Origin of the sequence: Aeromicrobium sp. CF3.5, assembly GCF_051262695.1 — a bacterium.
Classification (GTDB): Bacteria; Actinomycetota; Actinomycetes; order Propionibacteriales; family Nocardioidaceae; genus Aeromicrobium.
Genome location: NZ_JBIMEZ010000004.1, coordinates 172,540 through 192,096, shown reverse-complemented (window position 1 = coordinate 192,096; position 19,557 = coordinate 172,540). Strand labels below are relative to the sequence as shown.

Sequence of the window (19,557 nt, the reverse complement as noted above, 5' to 3'; positions counted from 1 at the left end):
GCCTAGGGTGAGGCACATGGCTGACGAGCTGCTGTCCGGTGACCAGATCGACCGCTTGGGTCTTGACGACTGGCGTCCGATGTACGACGCGATCGAGGCCCGATTCGCGACCGGCGACTTCGTGACCGGGCTGAAGCTGGTCAACGCGATCGGAGAGGCGGCCGAGGTCGCCAACCATCACCCCGACATAGAGCTGCGCTACGGTCACGTCGACGTGCTGCTCAGGAGCCACGACGTCGGAGGCAAGACCCAGCGCGACGCCGACCTCGCTCGCCGCATCAGCGAGCTCGCCGCGGACCTGGGGGTGTCGGCTGATCCCTCGGCGGTGCAGCGCCTCGAGATCGCGCTCGACACGTGGGACGTCGACGAGGTGCGACCGTTCTGGGCCGCGGTGCTGGCGATGGAGGAGTTCGGCGACGATGAGGTCACCGATCCTTCCCACCGGGTGCCGACCATCTGGTTCCAGCGGTGCGAGCCGCACGAGCACCCGCACCAGCGCTTCCACCTCGACCTCCGGGTGCCCCCGGAGCAGGTGGAATCACGGGTTGCCGCGGCTCTCGCGGCTGGCGGCACGCTGGTCTCGGAGGACCAGGCGCCGCGGTTCTGGGTGCTGGCCGACCCGCACGGCAACCAGGTCTGCCTGTGCACCCACGTGACGCGGGAGCACTGAACCGCGGCTCAGCCAGCAGGCGCGAAGAGCTCGAGAGCGATGTTGTCGGGGTCGCGGAACTCCAGGATGAAGCCTGCACCGATGTCCTTGACGCCCTCGTGGGCGATGCCGAGACCGTCGAGCTGGGTGGCGGCGTCGTCGAGGTCGGCGCGCGAGGCCAGTGCGAAGCTCACGTGGTCCAGGCCGGTGCCGTCCTCGTCGAAGGTGCCGGATCCGACCGGTCGCAGTCCCAGCAGCGAGTCGCCGAGCTGGTAGATGACGCCGCCGAAGAGGAACGACAGCTGCTCGCGCGTCTCCTCGTCGGCATCGGCCGGCATCTCGAAGGCGACGGGGAGACCGAAGACGTCTTCGTAGAATCTGCGCGAGACGTCGATGTCGGTGACGGTCAGGCGGACGTGGGCGTATGCACTCGTGGAGATGGCCATGTCGCCACGATGTCACCGAGTCTCAGGTGGCGCACGCCGAGCAGGTGCCGAAGATCTCCAGCGTGTGCTCGACATTGGTGAAACCGTGCTTCGCCGCGACCGAGTCGGCCCAGGTCTCGACCGTGGGGCCCTCGACCTCGACGGTCCGACCGCACGAGCGGCACACGAGGTGGTGGTGGTGCCCGGCGCTGCACTGGCGGTACAGGGCCTCGCCCTCGCCGTTGCGCAGGACGTCGACCTCGGCGGTATCGGCCATGGCCTGCAGGTTGCGGTAGACCGTCGACAGACCGACCGAGTCGCCCTTGTGGCGCAGAGCGTCATGGATGTCCTGGGCGCTGGCGAATCCGTTGAGCTCGTCCAGGATCGCGGCGACGGCTCGGCGCTGGCGGGTGTTGCGTTGTGTCTCGACCATGGTCAGCCCACGGTACCGACCCGTCGGAACCGCCGCAGCAGCGCCGCGACCACGGCCAGCACCCCGAACACGGCGATCGCCAGGATGACGATGGTCGGTCCCGGAGACGTGCGGATCTGGTAGCTGCCGACCACGCCGCCCAGGGCGACCGCCAGACCGATTCCCATCGCGGACAGGTGGGTCGCTCGAAAGCTGCGGGTCAGCTGCTGGGATGCCGCCACCGGAACGACCATGAGCGCCGAGACCAGCAGCAGACCGACGGTGCGCATCGCGACGGTGATCGTGACGGCGGCCAGGATCGAGATGAGGATGCTCATCCAGAGCACCGGGATCCCGCTGACGCGGGCGTGGTCCTCGTCCTGGCACACCGCGAACAGCTGGGGTGCGAGACCGAGCGACAGCACGACGACGATGGCGCCGAGCACGCCGACCACGATCAGGTCGCTGCTGGAGACCGTGGTGATGGATCCGAACAGGTAGGCGTTGAGGTTCGCGGCGCTCTCTCCGGCCAGACCGGCCAGCATGACGCCACCGGCGATTCCGCCGTAGAACAGCATGGCGAGCGCGACGTCCCCGCTGGTGCGGCCGGCGGCGCGCAGCAGCTCGATCAGCAGGGCGCCGAGAGCGGCGACCACGACGGCGGTGAGCAGGGGAGCGACGCCGGTCAGCAGGCCGAGCGCGACTCCGGTCAGCGCCACGTGACCCAGACCGTCGCCCAGCAGAGCCAGGCGACGTTGCACCAAGAAGGTGCCGATCGCCGGTGCTGCGAGCCCGGTGAAGACCGCGGCCAGCAGGGCGCGACGCATGAAGTCGTAGTCGAGCATCTCGATCACGGCCAGACCCCCTCGCCCTGGATGCTCTCGCGCACCGGAGCCCCGGTGTGCAGGTGGGTGTGTGACTCGTGGTTGCCGCCGGGGTGGTCGATCTCCTCGACCGGTCCGTCGTGGACCACTCGGCCCTGGTCGAGCACGACGGCCCGGTGGATCAGGGGTCGCATGGCGCCGAGCTCGTGGGCGACGAGCAGCACGGAGGTCCCCTCGGTGAGCAGCGTGCCCATCAGGTCGGACAGCGTCTCCTGGTGGGAGTGGTCGACGCCCGCGGTCGGCTCGTCCATCACCAACAGGTCGGCCCCGCCGGCAAGGGCCCGCGCGATGAGGACCCTCTGCTGCTGGCCTCCGGACAGTGCATTGACCGAGGAAAGTGCCCGATCGGCCAGGTCCACGCGGTCGAGGGCGGTCTCGACGGCGGCGAGGTCCGCTGCGGAACGCCGGGCGAACAGGCGGCGCTGGGCCAGCCGTCCGCTGAGCACCACCTCGTGGACCGTGGCCGGCACCCCGCCGGACGCGTGCATCCGTTGGGGCACGTAGCCGAGCCGCGAGCGATCCTTGAACTGGTCCAGAACAGTGCCGAACAGCTCGATGCGCCCCGACGTCATGGGGACGAGACCCACGGCCGCGCGCACGAGAGTGGACTTGCCCGATCCGTTGGCGCCCAGGAGCACCACCAGCTCCCCGGGGCCGACGCGCAGGTCGACCCCGTGCAGGACGGATCGGCCGTCCAGGGAGACGTGGACGTCCTGGGCCACCAGCGGGCCAGTGCTTACGAAGTCAGTGCTCACGAACAGGAGTTTGCCGTACGCAGGGCCTCGAGGTTGTTCTCCATGAGGGTCAGGTACGTCTCGTCGCTGGTGTCCGAGCTCAGACCCTCGATGGGATCGAGGGTGGCGATCTCGGCGCCCGTCTCATCGGCGATGGTGCGAGCGACGGCCGGGCTGACCAGCTCCTCGGTGAAGATCGTCGTGATGCCCTCCTCGCGCACCAGCGAGGTGATGTCGGCCAGGTCGCGGGGCGACGGCTCGTTGGACGGGTCGATGCCGGCGATCGGTTCCTGGGTGAGGTCGTAGCGGTCCGACAGGTACGCGAAGGCCGCGTGGCTCGTGACGATGGTGCGGGTCTCGCAGGTCTCGAGCCCAGCGGTGAAGTCGGCGTCCAGGTCCTCCAGCTGTGCGACGAAGGCATCGGCGTTGCTCGCATAGGTCTCGGCGTTGGCCGGGTCGAGATCGGCCAGCGAGGCTTCGACGGCTCGGGTCGCCTTCACCATGTTCTGCGGGTCCAGCCACGTGTGGGGGTCGACATCGCCGTGATCGTGGTCCTCACCCTCGTGCTCCTCACCTTCGTGCTCCTCACCCTCGTGGTCGTGCTCCTCACCTTCGGCGGCGGGCAGCAGGTCGACGACGTCCGCGATGTCGATCGTGGTGCCGTCGGCGCGGTCGGCGGTCTTCACGGCATCGTCGATCGCGGCCTGGAAGCCCGTCTCGAACACCACCAGGTCCGCATCCTGCACGTCACCGACCTGCTGCGGCGCGAGCTCGAGGTCGTGCGGCTCGACGCCGGGAGACGTGAGGTTGTCGACCTGGATGAGCGACCCGCCGACCTGCTCGGTCACGAATGCGAAGGGATAGAACGACGCGACCACGCTGGGTCGGCCGTCGTCGGCCCCTGCGGTGCCCCCACAGCCGGCGAGGAGGAGAGCGAGTGCGGGCAGGACGGGCAGGAGGGCGGATCGCTTCATGGAAATGATTCTCACTCTCGATGGGAACCATTGTCAAACCGGAGTGACGTAGAATCGGTCACATCTCGGGTGCTGACCGCCATGGCGATCAGCTCAGGCCCGCCGACACCCAGCCGGACAGGACGTCCCCACGCATGGCCACCACAGTCGACCACGTCATCAGCCTCAGCAAGCGCAGGGGATTTGTCTACCAGTGCGGTGAGATCTACGGCGGCACCAAGTCCGCCTGGGACTACGGCCCGCTCGGTGTCGAGCTCAAGGACAACATCAAGCGCCAGTGGTGGCGCTCGATGGTGCAGGGCCGCGACGACGTGGTCGGCCTCGACTCCTCGGTGATCCTGCCCACCGCGGTGTGGGAGGCCTCGGGTCACCTTGCGGCCTTCGTCGATCCACTGGTCGAGTGCCAGAACTGCCACCGGCGCTACCGCCAGGACCACCTGCAGGAGGCGTTCGCCGAGAAGAAGGACCTGTCCGACCCCGACGCGGTCGAGATGGAGCTCATCGCGTGTGAGAACTGCGGCACGCGCGGTCAGTGGACCGAGCCACGCATGTTCAACGGACTGCTCAAGACCTTCCTCGGTCCGGTGGAGTCCGAGGAGGGCCTGCACTACCTGCGGCCCGAGACCGCTCAGGGCATCTTCGTGAACTTTGCTCAGGTCATGACCACCTCGCGCAAGAAGCCGCCGTTCGGCATCGGGCAGATCGGCAAGAGCTTCCGCAACGAGATCACCCCCGGAAACTTCATCTTCCGCACTCGCGAGTTCGAGCAGATGGAGATGGAATACTTTGTCGCACCGGGGGACGATGAACAATGGCACGACTACTGGATCAACGAGCGGCTTGCCTGGTACGTCTCGCTGGGAATCTCACCGGACAATCTCCGGAAGTTCGAGCACCCGGCCGAGAAGCTCTCGCACTACTCCAAGCGCACCGTCGACATCGAGTACAAGTTCGAGTTCGCGGGATCCGCGTGGGGCGAGCTCGAGGGCATCGCGAACCGCACCGACTTCGATCTCAAGACGCACAGCGAGCACTCCGGCAAGGATCTGCAGTTCTTCGACCAGGCCACCGGCGAGCGCTGGACGCCGTACGTGATCGAACCGGCGGCGGGCGTGAACCGCTCGATGATGGCCTTTTTGATCGACGCCTACACCGAGGACGAGGCGCCCAACTCCAAGGGCGGCGTCGACAAGCGCACCGTGCTCAAGCTCGATCCCCGACTCGCGCCGTGCAAGGCTGCTGTGCTGCCCCTGTCACGCAACGAGGATCTCTCGCCCAAGGCGCGCGACCTGGCCGCCGAGCTGCGCCAGTTCTGGAACGTCGACTTCGACGACGCGGCAGCCATCGGCAAGCGGTACCGGCGACAGGACGAGATCGGCACCCCGTTCTGCATCACCGTCGACTTCGACACCGCCTCCGACCATGCCGTCACGATCCGCGAGCGCGACACCATGACCCAGGAGCGCGTCGCGCTGGACCAGGTCACGTCGTACCTCGCGGCGCGGCTGCCGGGCTGCTGACCATGAAGGCGGTGGCCGTCGCAGTGATCGCAGCGCTCGTGCTGCTGTCGGGATGTGGTTCCGATGACTCGGCCGACGAGCCGGAGGCGACCGCTCCGAAGGGGTTCGATGTGCCCGCAGGCGTCGAGCTGACGCCAGCCGGTACCGAGCTGGAGATCGGCAAGCCGGCCACCGTGGTGTTCGAGACCGGTGACGGCGCAGCCAGCGCGATCACGGCCATGCCGAAGAAGGTCACCCGCGGGAAGATCAAGGACTTCGAGTTCTTCTCCCTCGACGAGGCGAGCAAGAAGTCCACGCCCTACTACGTCACGGCGACCGTCACCAATGACGGACCGGCCGGTCTCGGGGGACTGGGTGCACCGTTCGTGGTGCATGACGACACCGACATGATCGTCGCGCCCAACGTGATCAACGGGGAGTTCGAGCCGTGCCAGGGCGGACAGCTGCCGGAGACCTTTCTGCCCGGCGACACCGCAGAGTTGTGCATGGTGTTTCTGGTGCCGGAGGGCCGCACGCTCGTGTCCATCGACGCGGTCTCGAGCGATCCGGCAACTGCGGTGCGCTGGAAGCCCTGACGTCATCCTCGGTTCACGTGGCCTCCCTAGGGTCGTGGCGTGCTCGTTCGTGGATCCATCGGCAGCCTGCTGGTCCTGATCGGTGGGTTGGTCGTGTCCGTCGTACCCGAATCCTCCTGGGTGGGCGATTCGGCGCTGCTGCAGTCGCTTCGTTCGGGGATCGGTGGTCGCATGGCGGGCCTGAGTCTCGTGATGCTGGGGCTCGGGCTCCTGGCTCACGCCTGGCTCGGACTGTGTCGGTCGGTGAGCCACGATGAAGGCGACCTGCGGTCGTCACGGCTCGCGGCGGTGTGCTGGTCCGTGCCCCTGCTGCTGGCTCCTCCGCTGTTCTCGCGCGACGGGTGGTCGTACGCCGCTCAGGGGGCTCTCATGCGGGCCGACCTATCACCGTACGAGCACGGGCCGGTCATCCTCGGCGGTCCGATCATCGAAGCCGTCGACGGGCGCTGGCTCGCGACGATGACGCCGTACGGGCCCATCCCCCTCGCTCTGGGAGGCGGTTTCGCCCACGTCACGACCGACCCGTGGCTGCTCGTCATCGCCCATCGTGGCGTGGCCCTGCTGGGCGTGGCGCTCCTCGCCTGGGCCGTGCCACGGCTCGCCCAGTGGTCGGGGGTCAACCCGGCGCTCGCCAGTGCTGTCGTCCTGGCGTCCCCCCTGATGATGGCCAATGGCATCGGGGGACTGCACAACGACCTGCTGATGGCGGGACTGATGGCCGTCGCCCTGGTTCTCGCCGCAGAGCACGGTTGGGTCTGGGGCGCTGTCGTGGGCGGCTTGGCAGCGGGCGTCAAGGCGCCCGGGGGACTGGTCTGTCTCGGCGTGGTGCTGGTGAGCCTGCCGGTCGCGGCGTCGATGCGGGCACGTCTGAGCCGGTTCGTCGCGGTGGCGGGGGTGTCTTCGGCGGTGCTGTGGCTCGCCGGCGTGCTGGTCGGGACGGGACATGGCTGGATCGCAGCCCTCGCGGTGCCGGGCGAGGTCAACACGGTGCTGTCGATCACCACGGTGGTGGGGCAGGCATGGGGATCGGTGACCGTCGTACGACTGGTCGGCACCGTCGTCGCGGTGGCAACCCTGGCCTGGATGGCCCTGCGGTCGCCGACCGGAACGCGGCCTGCGGCGACTCGTGCTGTCGCCGTCGCGGTGGGCACCGTCGTCGTGCTGGGGCCGGTGGTGCACCTGTGGTACTTCCTGTGGGTGCTGCCGTTCGTGGCGACCGTGCGATGGTCCCGCCCGGTCGGTACCGCGGTTCTGGTGCTGGCGGTGCTGCTGGGCCTCGTCGCACCGCTCGACTCCTCGCTGCACGGCGCCTATCTCGCGATCGTGCTGGTCACCATGCTCGCGGCGCTGCTCGGAGCCGGGCTGCTGCTCACGCCTCGGGGGCGTGAGCGGCTCGAGACGCTCACGCGGTGACCGGCACCTCGCGGGGTTCACCCGCGTGGACCGCCAGCATGCGCTCCACCGACGCCGCCCACGGGAACTGCTCGGCGCGCGCCCGCGCGGCGGCGCGCCGCTTCCGGATCGGCTGAGCCGCGACGTCGAGCACCGCGTCGGCCAGGGAGGCGGCGTCGGCCGGTGCCCACGCACCAGACGTGGCATCGACCAGCTCGTGCGCGCCGCCGGAGTCGGCCGTGACCACCGGGGTGCCGCACGCGAGCGCTTCCAGGACGGCCAGCCCGAACGTCTCGCTGGGGCACACCGACAAGCTCACGTCGGCTCGCGAGATGTGGTCGGCGAGCTGTCGGCGGTCGTCGACATGACCGTGGAACCGCACGGGCGTCCCCGAGGCCAGTTCTTCGAGCTCAGCGCGGTGCGGCCCGTCGCCGTACACGTCGAGCTGCACCGACGTCCCGCGTCGGTGCAGCTCCAGGGCGGTCTCCACGGCGAGGTGGGGCGACTTCTCTCGGGACAGGCGGCCGAAGTGCACGAGGCGCAGGGTGTCGGTGGTGGTCGGTTCGGGGCCGGGGCGGAAGGTGGCCAGGTCGACCCCGAGCGGAACCTGCTCCATGGGGCACCGCGCGGCATCGGCCAGCGTCTGGAACTCGCGACGGGCGTAGTCGGAGGTCACGACGATCGAGTCGAAGCTGCGCACCAGGATGCGGTTGAGCAACTTGATCGACACCCGCGAGCTCGTCTCGAATCCGGTGCGGAGAGCGAACATGTCGTCGAGACGCTCGTGCGAGAACAGGGTCGATCGGACGCCGCTGCGGCGGGCCCAGCGCGAGACCGGCAGCAGGGTGAGCTTGTCGCTGAGCTCGACGCTGGTCGGCGCGAAGCGTTCGAGCACGTCGATGACCCGCCACGGCTCGACGATCAGTCGGTAGCCGCCACCCACCTGGGGTGCCCGGACCTGCACGACGTCTCCGGCCTCGGAGGTCGTGATCGAGTCGGTGGGGCCGGGCACGACGAGCAGGCGTGGCACTCCCGCGTCGGTGTATCCCTGGCCGAGAGCTGTCAGGGCGGTCTTCATGCCGCCCGAGGAGGGGCCGACGAAGTTCGCGAGCTGGGCGATGCGCACAGGCAGACCCTGCCGGTGCGAGATGAACGGGTGGGAACGCCTGCATGTCTGTCGCGGTGGAACAATGGCGGTGTGAGCACCTCCATCCTCCCGGGCCCGCTGCGTCTGGGACCGATCAGCGTCGACATCCCTGTGGTGCTGGCGCCGATGGCCGGTGTCACCAACGCGGCGTTCCGGCAGCTGTGCGCGGAGCAGGGGGCGGGGCTGTACGTCTGCGAGATGATCACCTCGCGCGGCATCGTCGAACGCGACCCGACCAGCCTGTCGATGCTGCGGTTCGCGCCCAACGAGCAGTTCCGGTCAGTGCAGCTGTACGGCATCGACCCGGACACGATCGGGCGTGCGGTCGCCATTCTCTGCGAGGAGCACGGAGTCGACCACGTCGACCTCAACTTCGGCTGCCCCGTGCCCAAGGTGACCCGCAAGGGCGGGGGAGCGGCGCTGCCGTGGAAGGACCGTCTCCTCGGCCAGATCCTCACTGCTGCAGTGGGTGCCGCGGCCCCGTTCGGGGTGCCGGTCACGATGAAGACCCGCAAGGGCATCGACGACGACCACCTCACGTATCTGGATGCCGGTCGCATCGCCGCCGACACCGGCACCGCGGCCATCGCGCTGCACGGCCGCACCGCGGTGCAGCACTACTCGGGCGAGGCTGACTGGGACTCCATCGCCGAGCTCAAGGCATCGGTCAGCGACATCCCGGTGCTGGGCAACGGCGACATCTGGGAGGCTGCCGACGCGATCCGCATGGTCGAGCAGACCGGTTGCGACGGTGTCGTGGTGGGTCGGGGCTGCCTCGGTCGACCGTGGCTGTTCCGCGATCTCGCGGCGGCCTTCTCGGGCGAGGACGTGCTGGAGCTGCCGACGCTCGGGGAGGTCGCGGCCGTCATGCGCCGGCATGCTGAGCTGCTGGCCGAGATCTCCGGGGAGGAGCGCGGCTGCATCGAGTTCCGCAAGCACATCGCCTGGTATCTGAAGGGTTTCGCGGCTGGCAGCACGGTGCGCAAGCAGCTCGGCATGGTGTCGTCGTTTGCCGATCTGGACGACCTGCTGGGCGAGCTGGACCCCACGGAGCCGTATCCGGTCGGCGAGCTCGGCACACCCCGCGGGCGACAGGGCACGCCCAAGAAGGTCACGGTGCCCTACGGGTGGCTCGACAGCCGTGAGGTCCTCGAACCACTCGACCCGCTGGCCGAGGACGGCACCAGCGGAGGCTGACCCGACGGGCGCCCGGGGTCCGGCAGCGGTGACCTTGCGTCCCATCCGAACCCTCGAAACGACGCAAGATCACCGCTAAACGCGCTGATGGGACGCTATGTCACCGCCCACCGGGCGGCCCCACTCAGCTGCGGCGCAGGCTCGGGTCGAGCAGCGACTCGGGCTTGAATCCGGCGTCGTCGGCCGAGACGTTGCGGCCCGGGGGCACGATCTCGTCGATCCGGTCCAGCACGTCGGCGCTCAGGGTCACGTCGGTGGCGCCGATCTGGCTCTCGAGCTGTTCCATGGTGCGCGGGCCGATGATCGGCGCCGTCACGGCGGGGTGCTGCATCACGAAGGCCAGCGCCAGGTGCACCATCGAGATGCCCGCGTCCTCGGCGAGCAGATTGAGCTGCTCGACGATCTCCAGCTTGGCGTCGTCGTCGTACATGCCGGGGGTGAGCGTGGCGCGGTTCGTCCTCGGTAGGTCTTGGCCCTTGCGGAAGCGGCCGGTGAGCCAGCCGCCAGCCAACGGGCTCCACGGGATGACACCCATGCCGTGCTTCTGCGCGACCGGCAGCACGTCGGCCTCGATGCCGCGCACCAGCAGGGAGTATGGCGGCTGCTCGGTGACGTAGCGGCCGAGGTGGCGCTGCTGCGAGGTCCACTGCGCCTCGACCATGTGGTGCGCAGGGAAGGTGGAGGAGCCGAAGGCGCGGATCTTGCCGGCCCGCTGCAGGTCGGTGAGCGCCGAGAGGGTCTCCTCGTCCTCGGTGACTCCGTCGGGCCGGTGCACCTGATACAGATCGATCCAGTCGGTCTGCAGGCGACGCAGGCTGTCCTCGACCTCGCGCACGATCCAGCGGCGGGAGTTGCCGCGACGGTTGGGGTCGCCCTCCTCGCCCATCGGCACGTCCATGGGGCCGTGGAACTTGGTCGCCAGCACGACGTCGTCGCGCCTGCCCTTCAGCGCCTTGCCGACGATGACCTCGGACTCGCCCTGCGAGTAGATGTCAGCGGTGTCGACGAAGTTGATGCCTGCGTCCAGCGCAGCATGGATGACGCCGATCGCCGCGTCATGGTCCGGCTCGCCCCACGGGCCGAACATCATCGCCCCCAGGCACAGGGGGCTGACCTTCATTCCGGTACGTCCGAGGCTCGTGTACTCCATGCTGCGAACGTACGCCCCGGGCCCGCGAGCCGCGGAGCACGACCGCAGCGGCACTCAGATCCGGTCAAGCTGTTCTTGCCAGATGACGCGCGCACTCGCGGCGTCGAGGTGCGTGCCGTCGGCGTTGACCGGCCCGGGCGGGGAGTGGACCTCGACCGTCGCGACGTTGCGCCACCGCTGGAGAGGGCCCTGCTTGAGCTCGACCGACTGTGTCTTGTGGTGCGGCACGAGGCTGGTGGTGCGTTGGATCCAGCCCTGCGAGGCGATGAACGCCGAGTCGTCGGCGCCGGCCCAGCGGTAGCGCCACCCGATGGGAGCGAACAGCTTGGCCCGGGATGGAGCGGCCGTGCGGGTCTCAGGTGTGATGAGGGTGCCCGGAATCAGCTCGGCGATGATCGCGTGGGCCAAGGGCGCGTCGCTGATCGGCAGCAGGGTCGAGACCGACGTGGAGCCGTCTTCGCTGCTCTGTCCCGCATATCCGGCGACGTCGACCTCGAGGCGCAGCCACCCGAAGCGGCGCCACACCAGCGGCTCCTTGATCGCGATGCCCTGTACACGGTCGTAGGGAATGGTCTGCGACGTGCGCGACAGCAGTCCGCGCTCGATGCGCAGTCCACGCTCGCCGCGGGAGAGCTGGAAGTCCCACTGCTCGATCACGCGCTTGGTCACGATGGAGAACACTGCGGAACCGAATGGCAGCAGGCCGCCGATCGCGACGAGGAACTCACCGAACCAGATGGCGACCGCGAGCGCCACCAGGAGGCCGAACACCGCGAAGGCGAGATCGAGCGAGAGCAGGGTGCCGATGATGATGCGCTGCGGTGGCACCCGGGTGATGAGAGATCGACGATCCTCGTCGTCCTCACGGGCGTCGGCATCCTCGATCGGCTCGGCGATGTCCTGACCATGCGCGTGAGCGAGCAGCAGTCGACGCAGCTCTCGCACGTCGGCCAGCGGCAGGAAGCGCAGCGAGGTGCGCGACTTGCTGCCGCCGGCCATCTCGATGCGCAGCTCGGCGAGACCGAGGACGCGAGCCACCAACGGCTCGGCGATGTCGACGGACTGGATCCGCTCGTACGGGATGCGCCGCGAGGCCTTGGTCAGCACGCCACTGGTGATGCGCAGCTCGGTCCCGTCGATGACGTACCGGGTGAACAACCAGCTGAGGTACCCGAATCCGAGACCGAGGACGAGCCCGGCAACCACGGCGATGCCGAGGCTCACCAGCAGCCCGAGGTCACCCCATCCGTCGCCGGAGATGGCCGAGCCCAGCAGGGCCACCGCGCCACCGGCCGCCCACAGTGCTCCCTGCACCAGCGCGGTGAGGGGGTGGGTGCGGAGTCCGACCGCCTCGGGCCCGACCTGCTCGGTCTGCTCAGACACCGGCGCCCCTGGACTCGCCCAGCTCGGTGAGCCGGTTGCGCAGGCGCGTCGCCTCGTCTGCGGGGAGACCAGGAATGTCCGACGTGGTCTCGGAGCTGGCCGTGTGGAGAGTGACGGTCGCGACGCCGAAGGCTCGCTGCAGCGGGCCGGCCTGGACGTCCACGAACTGCATGCGTCCGTAGGGCACGGCCACGAGGCGACGGAACATGACGCCTGAGGTCACCAACAGATCCTGCTCGTTCTCGGCATAGCCCCATGCGCGCTGGGTGCGCCCGGCCCAGATGAACGAGAACACCGCCTCGGCGATCAACAACACGGCGACGATGCCGGGAATCCAGCGCAGATCGGGGACCAGCGCGGTCACGACGAGGGCGACCAGGGCCAACACGATGGCCGGAACGGTCATGCTGATGCGGTGGATGGTGGCGAGGGCGGGGGAGACGCGTTGCCACTCGCCCGTCGGCGAGGCGAACAGAGTCTCAACGGAATCGTGGCGAGCCATGACGCCATGCTAGAGCGCCAGACTGTCAGTTGACCTGAGCCGACCCGCGGTGGGACGATCGCAGGTGCAGACAGCCTGCGTCTGCTCCTTCTCAATCACGACCTGCGTGGAGTTTCGACATGGCCAAAGCACTGATCGGCTTCATCGGTGGCCCCACCGCAGACGAGCAGCGCCAGACGGCCCGGATGCGCCGCCGCATCGCCGATCTCGAGGCCGAGGTCCTGCGCCTGAAGATCGAGAACGATGGTCTGCTGGCCGCAGTGCGCGAGCACCTCGAACCGGTCACCGCCAGCGACCTGCGCGAACGCGTGTCCCACTAGTCCAGCGCTCGTCCTCCGCACCGGTTCGACGCACTAGGGTGTCTGCCACACGCCCCTGCCCATGAGCCGCGCGATCGGAGGACTCCTGTGTACCTGAAGAGCCTGACGCTGCGCGGATTCAAGTCCTTCGCCTCGGCCACCTCGTTGCAGTTCGAGCCGGGCATCACGTGCGTGGTGGGGCCGAACGGGTCGGGCAAGTCCAACGTCGTCGACGCGCTCAGCTGGGTCATGGGCGAGCAGGGCGCCAAGAGCCTGCGCGGCGGCAAGATGGAGGACGTCATCTTCGCCGGCACCTCGGGCCGCCCGCCGCTGGGCCGCGCCGAGGTCGTGCTGACGATCGACAACTCCGACGGGGCGCTACCGATCGAGTACGCCGAGGTCACCATCTCGCGGACCATGTTCCGCAATGGCGGGTCCGAGTACGCGATCAACGGCTCGACCTGTCGCCTGATCGACGTGCAGGAGCTGCTCAGCGACTCGGGCATCGGGCGCGAGATGCACGTGATCGTCGGCCAGGGACAGCTCGACAGCGTCCTGCGCGCCACCCCAGAGGAACGCCGCGGCTTCGTCGAGGAGGCGGCTGGAGTCCTCAAGCACCGCAAGCGCAAGGAGAAGGCGCTGCGCAAGCTCGACGCGACGCAGGGCAACCTGACCCGGCTCAACGACGTGCTCACCGAGCTGCGGCGCCAGCTCAAGCCGCTGGGACGCCAGGCCGAGGTGGCTCGTCGGGCGGCCGGCATCCAGGCCGCCGTCCGCGATGCCCGGGCCCGACTCCTCGCCGATGACATCGTCACCGCCCAGACGGTGATCGACACCGAGCTGGCCGACGAGGCAGCCCTCAAGGAGCGCCGTCAGGCGCTGGAGTCCGCGCTGGTCGAGACCCGCACCCGCGAGACCGAGCTGGAGGACCAGCTGCGCGAGGACTCGCCGCGCCTGTCCGCCGCCCAGGAGACCTGGTACGCCCTGTCCGGTCTGCGCGAGCGTTTCCGTGGCACCGCCGGTCTCGCCAACGAACGCATCCGGCTGGCCGCGGTGGAGTCCGACGACCAGTCGCACGGCCGCGATCCCGAGGAGCTGGAGGCCGACGCGCGCCGGGCCCGCGAACAGCTGGCCGAGCTGGCCACCGGCGTGGCCGCGGCCACCGAGGCCCTGCAGACCGTCATCGCCGAGCGGGCCGAGGCCGAGGACGCCGCCAACGCCGAGGATCGCCGGGTCGCTGGTCTGCTGCGCGCCGCCGCAGACAAGCGCGAGGGACTGGCCCGCCTGCATGGGCAGGTCAACTCCCTGCGCAGCCGCGCGACTGCCGCCGAGGACGAGATCGGCCGGCTGACCACGGCGCGCGCCGAGGTCGAAGACCGTGCAAGCACCGCACAGCGCGAGTTCACCACGCTGGAGAACCAGATCGCCGGGCTCAACGCCGGCGAGACCGGGCTGGACGAGGAGCTCGAGGTCGCCGAGGCCGAGCTCAACCGGTTGTCCCAGGAGCTGTCGGCGCTCACGACCACCGAGAACGACGCGCAGCGTGCGCTGGCCGCACTGCAGGCTCGCCGTGAGGGGCTGGAGCTGGGGTTGGAGCGCAAGGACGGTGTCGGTGCGTTGCTGGCTGCGACCGGCGAGATCAGCGGACTGCTCGGATCGGTCGCTGCCCTCCTATCGGTGCGAGACGGGTACGGGGCCGCGATCGCAGCAGCCCTCGGGTCGGCCTCCGACGCCGTGGCGGTCGACCAGGTCGAGACCGCCGTCACCGCACTGAGCAAGCTCAAGTCCGAGGATCTCGGGCGAGCGGGCATGCTGCTGGGCGGCGGCGAGGTCGACGACTCCACCTGGCCCGGTCTGCCTGACTACGCCACCTATGCCGTCGATGTCGTCGAGGCGCCCGATGCGCTGACCGGGGCGCTGCGCCGGCTCCTGTTCAAGGTCGCGGTGGTCGACGACCTCGACCGCGCCCGCGAGCTGGTCGACCACGTCCCCGACGTCACCGCTGCCACGCGCGACGGCGACCTGCTCGGCACGTTCTTCGCCTCGGGCGGGTCCTCGGCCTCACAGAGCCTGATCGAGGTGCAGGCTGCGATCAGCCAGACCGAGACCGACCTGGCCGAGGCCCAGCACACGCTGGATCGGCTCCGCTTCGACGCGGAGGCGCGTTCGAACCGTCGCGACACCGCCCAGGAACGGGTCGACACCGCACTGGCCCGTCTGCACGAGTCCGATGCCACCATGACGGCCATCGCTGCAGATCTGGGATCGTTCGGCTCGCAGCAGCGAGCCGCGCGCGGTGAGGCCGACCGACTCGCGGCGGCCATCGTGGCCGCCGAGGAGGCACGCGATGCCGATCTGTCGGGCCTCGCGGACCTGGAGTCGCGACTCGAGCAGGCCGAGTCGGTGCCCGACGAGGAGCCCGACACCTCGGCCCTCGAGGAGCTCGCCGAGATCGCCTCGACGACGCGCCGGTCCGAGACCGAGGCGCGTCTGACCCTGCGCACCAACGAGGAGCGCGCGAAGGCGCTGGAGGGCCAGGTCACGGCCCTGTTCGCCGCGGCCGAGGCCGAGCGGGAGGCCCGCCAGAAAGCGGCCGAACGCCGCGAACGCCAGCGCCGCGAGGCAGAGACCGCACGTGCGGTCGTGGCGGCCACCGACATCGTCCTGATCCGCCTCGACGCGTCGATCACCCGCGCCACCGAGCTGCGCCAGACGATCGAGGTCTCCCGCAGCGGTCGGGAGGAAGAGCTGCGCACGGTGCGGACCCGGTTGCGCGAGCTCAGCGGCGATCTCGACGGAGTCACCAGCTCGGTGCACCGTGACGAGATGGCGCGCGCCGAGCTGCGCATGCGCCTGGAGAGCCTGCAGGCGCGGGCCCTCGACGAGCTGGGCCTGGAGACCGAGGCGCTGGTCGCCGAGTACGGCCCCGAGCAGCTGGTGCCTCCTCTCGAAGGGGAGACGGCCGACGAGGACACGGCCGAGGCTGAACCGCCGCAGGCGCGGCCCTTCGACCGCCCCGAGCAGATCAAGCTGCTGCGCGCGGCCGAGCGATCGCTGGCCATGCTGGGCAAGGTCAACCCGCTCGCGCTCGAGGAGTTCTCCGCGCTGGAGGAACGCCACCAGTTCTTGTCCAGCCAGCTCGAGGACCTCCGCAAGACGCGTCAGGACCTGCTGGAGATCGTCGACGAGGTCGACGCCAAGGTCGAGAAGGTCTTCACCGAGGCGTGGCACGACACCGCCCGCGAGTTCGAGCACGTCTTCAGCCGGCTGTTCCCCGGCGGCGAGGGTCAGCTGGTGCTGACCGACCCGGACCACATGCTCACCACGGGCATCGACGTCGAGGCGCGGCCCCCGGGCAAGAAGGTCAAGCGACTGTCCCTGCTCTCCGGCGGCGAGCGGTCGTTGGTCGCGGTCGCCTTCCTTGTGGCGTTGTTCAAGGCGCGGCCGAGCCCGTTCTACATCCTCGACGAGGTCGAGGCGGCGCTCGACGACACCAACCTCGGCCGGCTGCTGGGCATCTACGAGGAGCTGCGGGCCAGCTCGCAGCTGATCGTCATCACGCACCAGAAGCGCACCATGGAGGTCGGGGACGCGTTGTACGGCGTCACGATGCGCGGCGACGGTGTCTCGGCCGTCATCAGTCAACGCCTGCGCGAGGAGGACGAGTCAGCATGACCGAAGCCCACACCATCGAGCCGGGCCGTGACGACTTTCCGGTGCTGCGAACCATCTCGACGCGGTGGGAGGACGAGGACGTCTATGGCCACGTCAACAACGTCGTGTACTACTCGTTCTTCGACACCGCGGTCAACGGCTACCTGATCGAGGCCACGGGCACCGACATCCGGGCTCTGCCCGAGTACGGGATCGTCGCCGAGACCAGCTGCCGGTTCCTGCGCGAGCTGCGTTTCCCCGTCGACGTCCACGCGGGGCTGCGCGTCACCCGGCTCGGCACGTCGAGCGTCGTGTACGAGATCGGTCTGTTCCAGGGCGAGAGCACCGAACCGGCCGCGATCGGGCGGTTCGTGCACGTCTACGTCACGGGTGCCGATCGTGCCGTCACCCCCGTCCCCGATGCCATCCGCTCGGTCCTCGAGCCCCTCGTGGTGGGAGCCGCACATGAATGAAACATCCCTGACCGAACGCACCACCTACGTGCTGGTCGACGGCGAGAACATCGACGCGACCCTCGGCTCGTCGATCCTCGGGCGTCGCCCCCAGCCGCACGAGCGGCCCCGCTGGGATCGGTTGCTGCAGTTCGCGCAGAACCACTGGGACCAGCCCGCCACCGGCCTGTTCTTCCTGGCCGCCAACGGCGATCTGCCGATGTCGTTCGTGCAGGCGCTGACCGCGATCGGTTTCCGGCCGGTGCCGCTGTCCGGCGGCAGCGACCAGAAGGTCGTCGACATCGCCATCCAACGCACGCTGGTCGAGCTGGGACGGCGTGATGCCGACGTCATGCTGGCCAGCAACGACGGCGACTTCATCGAGCAGCTCGATCCGCTGGTCGGACCCGATCGCCGCACCGCGCTGCTGGCGTTCCGCGAGTTCCGCAACTCCGGCTTCGGCGCCCTGCTCGAGCGCGGTCTGGAGTTCCACGACCTCGAGTACGACGTGCACGCCTTCAACGAGACGCTGCCGCGCATCCGGATCATCCCGATCGACGAGTTCGACCCGCTCGACTTCCTGTAGGCGCGGGGCTCAGCAGGCCGGGGTCGGTTGTTCCGGCTTCGCCGGGCTGAGGACGAAAGCGGTGGGTGGCGGTGGGTTGGCGTCCTATCAGCACCTGTGATGGCCCACTCACCCACCGCTGGTGGTGACACGAGTGGCAGCTGCGTCGAATGCGATGGCAGAGACTCATGTGGTCCACTGCGTGAGACGAAGAGCAGGCCCGAGGCGGGTTCACTCCCGTCGTCCTCAGCCGTCGCGAACCGGACCCAGCGCGACCGCAGCCCGCTTGCCCGTGGCCCAGAACGGCCAGTGACTCAGAACGGCACCGTGCGCACCGCGTACGGGATCGCGAGCAGGGCGGTCGGCGCGACCAGGACGATCGCCGAGAGCGTCAGGCTCGCGGCGGCCGACCAGCGACGGGCGCGCACGGAGTCGTCGCGCACGTGCTCGAGCCGCACGAGGCCCTCGACGCTGCCGCCGAGTGTGCCGTCCGGGGCCGCCCCGCCCGACAGCGCCATGATCGCGCGGGCCAGCGCCGGGTCGCCGGTGACCTTGCGGGCCGCGTCGTCGGCCATCAGCTCGACCATCACCTGGCTCTGGCGCAGGGATGCGTCGGTGCGCAGCACGCGCGGGAACGCCTTGTGCAGCACTCCGAACGCCTCCAGCACCAGGTCGTGGCGGGTGCGGACGTGAGCGCGTTCGTGCTCCAGCACCGCCTGGAGCGCGTCATCGTCGAGTGCGTCGACCGTGCCCTGGGAGATGACCACGCGGGCGTCGCGCAGGCGTGGGATGCAGTAGGCGACCGGAGTCTGCTCGGCCAGGATGCGCACCGCGGGCAGGGCGCCGTGCGGCTCACCGAGCAGGTCGACCAGCTCGCGGTGCCGCCGGCGCCGGGTGGAGGTCTCGCTCCAGACCTGGCCGAACGCCCACCAGAATCGCCACCACACCAGTGGACCCATGGCGAGGATCAGCACGTGCAGCACGATCTTCCACCAGGTGAGCTCCTGGGTGACCAGCCACAGCGCCGTGGTCAGGGCCGCGGCCGAGATCGAGAGCACGGCACCGAGGGCCAGCGACTGCCACAGCACCACGCCTGCCATGGGGGACCGGGTGGGCCACGTGGCGCGTGCGAGCAGGAGGGGGACGGGTTGCGCCAGAGCCAGGCCGATCAGGCCGAGCCAGAGCGGAGTCATTCCCGGTCGAGGATCTCGTCGAGTGCGTCGCGCAGGGCGGCGGCCTCAGTCGGGTCGACCGTCCGGGCGAAGTGCACCAGCGCCGCCGTGCGATCGGCGCCGGCGTCGTTGAGTGCGGCGTTGAGCACCTCCGACGTCGCTGCGTCGCGGGTCAGCGCGGGGGAGTAGCGAAAGGCGCGCCCGTCTCGCTCGCGCTGGACCATCTGCTTGGTGAGGAGTCGGTCCAGCACCGTCATGACGGTGGTGTACGCCAGGTCCTGGTCCTCGAGCAGGTCCTGGACGTCGCGCACCGACATCGCTTCGGCGGCGTCCCACAGAACGTTCATGACCGCTCGCTCGAGCGATCCCAGATGTGCCATGGGACAAATCTACGACATCGGGTAGTAGGAGTGGTACTACGGGGCGTAGTATCTACTACGTAGCGTCGTAGGAACCGGACCGTGGATCAGA

The 19,557-nt window shown here is 69.3% G+C and carries 20 protein-coding genes; 9 read left to right on the top strand and 11 right to left on the bottom strand.

Annotated features, from left to right (window positions below):
* Window positions 1-16 precede the first annotated feature (16 nt).
* Complete coding sequence (locus tag ACHAA3_RS09845) at window positions 17-670, top strand: VOC family protein (protein ID WP_435708821.1); 654 nt, start codon at window positions 17-19, stop codon at window positions 668-670.
* Window positions 671-678: 8 nt separating this feature from the next.
* Here ACHAA3_RS09845 and ACHAA3_RS09840 read toward each other — a convergent pair whose 3' ends face one another.
* Genes ACHAA3_RS09840 through ACHAA3_RS09820 form a run of 5 tightly spaced genes read right to left on the bottom strand, consistent with a single transcriptional unit; the run spans window position 679 to window position 4,078 of the window.
* Window positions 679-1,095: a VOC family protein gene (locus tag ACHAA3_RS09840; RefSeq protein ID WP_435708820.1), complete on the bottom strand. Its 417-nt coding sequence runs from the start codon at window positions 1,093-1,095 to the stop codon at window positions 679-681.
* Window positions 1,096-1,117: 22 nt separating this feature from the next.
* Entirely contained in the window at window positions 1,118-1,507 is a 390-nt protein-coding gene (locus ACHAA3_RS09835) for a Fur family transcriptional regulator (RefSeq protein ID WP_435708819.1), read from the bottom strand.
* Window positions 1,508-1,509: 2 nt separating this feature from the next.
* Complete coding sequence (locus ACHAA3_RS09830) at window positions 1,510-2,331, bottom strand: metal ABC transporter permease (RefSeq protein ID WP_435708918.1); 822 nt, start codon at window positions 2,329-2,331, stop codon at window positions 1,510-1,512.
* A 5-nt stretch (window positions 2,332-2,336) separates the two neighbouring features.
* A complete protein-coding gene (locus ACHAA3_RS09825) occupies window positions 2,337-3,125 on the bottom strand; it encodes a metal ABC transporter ATP-binding protein (RefSeq protein WP_435708818.1) in 789 nt (262 codons plus the stop codon).
* Window positions 3,122-4,078 (bottom strand): metal ABC transporter substrate-binding protein, encoded by a 957-nt coding sequence (locus ACHAA3_RS09820; RefSeq protein WP_435708817.1) that lies wholly within the window; start codon window positions 4,076-4,078, stop codon window positions 3,122-3,124. The genes ACHAA3_RS09825 and ACHAA3_RS09820 overlap by 4 nt, the downstream gene beginning before the upstream one ends.
* Window positions 4,079-4,212: 134 nt before the next feature.
* On the opposite strand from ACHAA3_RS09820, the gene ACHAA3_RS09815 reads away from it, so the two are divergent.
* From ACHAA3_RS09815 to mptB, 3 genes are read left to right on the top strand one after another with little or no spacing between them, the layout of a single operon-like run.
* Window positions 4,213-5,598: a glycine--tRNA ligase gene (locus ACHAA3_RS09815; protein ID WP_435708816.1), complete on the top strand. Its 1,386-nt coding sequence runs from the start codon at window positions 4,213-4,215 to the stop codon at window positions 5,596-5,598.
* A gap of 2 nt (window positions 5,599-5,600) precedes the next feature.
* On the top strand, window positions 5,601-6,173 hold the full coding sequence (locus ACHAA3_RS09810) for a hypothetical protein (RefSeq protein WP_435708815.1): 573 nt from the start codon (window positions 5,601-5,603) through the stop codon (window positions 6,171-6,173).
* 39 nt (window positions 6,174-6,212) lie between these two features.
* Window positions 6,213-7,586, top strand: a complete 1,374-nt coding sequence (gene mptB, locus ACHAA3_RS09805) for a polyprenol phosphomannose-dependent alpha 1,6 mannosyltransferase MptB (RefSeq protein ID WP_435708814.1) — start codon at window positions 6,213-6,215, stop codon at window positions 7,584-7,586.
* On the opposite strand, the gene ACHAA3_RS09800 is transcribed toward mptB, so the two are convergent.
* Window positions 7,576-8,691 (bottom strand): glycosyltransferase, encoded by a 1,116-nt coding sequence (locus ACHAA3_RS09800; RefSeq protein WP_435708813.1) that lies wholly within the window; start codon window positions 8,689-8,691, stop codon window positions 7,576-7,578. The genes mptB and ACHAA3_RS09800 overlap by 11 nt on opposite strands.
* 72 nt (window positions 8,692-8,763) lie before the next feature.
* Between ACHAA3_RS09800 and dusB the strand changes: the two genes are divergently transcribed.
* The gene (gene dusB, locus ACHAA3_RS09795) at window positions 8,764-9,909 is read left to right on the top strand and encodes a tRNA dihydrouridine synthase DusB (protein ID WP_435708812.1); all 1,146 of its coding nucleotides are present in this window, start codon (window positions 8,764-8,766) and stop codon (window positions 9,907-9,909) included.
* Window positions 9,910-10,033: 124 nt separating this feature from the next.
* On the opposite strand, the gene ACHAA3_RS09790 is transcribed toward dusB, so the two are convergent.
* Genes ACHAA3_RS09790 through ACHAA3_RS09780 form a run of 3 tightly spaced genes read right to left on the bottom strand, consistent with a single transcriptional unit; the run spans window position 10,034 to window position 12,944 of the window.
* Entirely contained in the window at window positions 10,034-11,059 is a 1,026-nt protein-coding gene (locus ACHAA3_RS09790) for an aldo/keto reductase (RefSeq protein WP_435708811.1), read from the bottom strand.
* Between the two features lie 54 nt (window positions 11,060-11,113).
* A complete protein-coding gene (locus ACHAA3_RS09785; RefSeq protein WP_435708810.1) occupies window positions 11,114-12,442 on the bottom strand; it encodes a PH domain-containing protein in 1,329 nt (442 codons plus the stop codon).
* Window positions 12,435-12,944, bottom strand: coding sequence for a PH domain-containing protein (locus tag ACHAA3_RS09780; RefSeq protein ID WP_435708809.1), 510 nt, complete (start codon window positions 12,942-12,944; stop codon window positions 12,435-12,437). The genes ACHAA3_RS09785 and ACHAA3_RS09780 overlap by 8 nt, the downstream gene beginning before the upstream one ends.
* 119 nt (window positions 12,945-13,063) lie before the next feature.
* Between ACHAA3_RS09780 and ACHAA3_RS09775 the strand changes: the two genes are divergently transcribed.
* The 4 genes from ACHAA3_RS09775 to ACHAA3_RS09760 all read left to right on the top strand — a co-directional run bounded on the left by ACHAA3_RS09775 (window position 13,064) and on the right by ACHAA3_RS09760 (window position 17,935).
* On the top strand, window positions 13,064-13,264 hold the full coding sequence (locus ACHAA3_RS09775) for a hypothetical protein (protein WP_435708808.1): 201 nt from the start codon (window positions 13,064-13,066) through the stop codon (window positions 13,262-13,264).
* Window positions 13,265-13,351: 87 nt separating this feature from the next.
* Window positions 13,352-16,918, top strand: a complete 3,567-nt coding sequence (smc, locus tag ACHAA3_RS09770) for a chromosome segregation protein SMC (protein ID WP_435708807.1) — start codon at window positions 13,352-13,354, stop codon at window positions 16,916-16,918.
* Window positions 16,915-17,370: an acyl-CoA thioesterase gene (locus tag ACHAA3_RS09765; protein WP_435708806.1), complete on the top strand. Its 456-nt coding sequence runs from the start codon at window positions 16,915-16,917 to the stop codon at window positions 17,368-17,370. Before smc ends, ACHAA3_RS09765 begins: the two co-directional genes overlap by 4 nt.
* Window positions 17,363-17,935 (top strand): NYN domain-containing protein, encoded by a 573-nt coding sequence (locus ACHAA3_RS09760; protein WP_435708805.1) that lies wholly within the window; start codon window positions 17,363-17,365, stop codon window positions 17,933-17,935. The genes ACHAA3_RS09765 and ACHAA3_RS09760 overlap by 8 nt, the downstream gene beginning before the upstream one ends.
* Window positions 17,936-18,228: 293 nt before the next feature.
* On the opposite strand, the gene ACHAA3_RS09755 is transcribed toward ACHAA3_RS09760, so the two are convergent.
* Window positions 18,229-19,107, bottom strand: coding sequence for a M56 family metallopeptidase (locus tag ACHAA3_RS09755; protein ID WP_435708804.1), 879 nt, complete (start codon window positions 19,105-19,107; stop codon window positions 18,229-18,231).
* Window positions 19,104-19,466: a BlaI/MecI/CopY family transcriptional regulator gene (locus ACHAA3_RS09750; protein WP_435708803.1), complete on the bottom strand. Its 363-nt coding sequence runs from the start codon at window positions 19,464-19,466 to the stop codon at window positions 19,104-19,106. Before ACHAA3_RS09750 ends, ACHAA3_RS09755 begins: the two co-directional genes overlap by 4 nt.
* Between the last annotated feature and the right edge of the window lie 91 nt (window positions 19,467-19,557).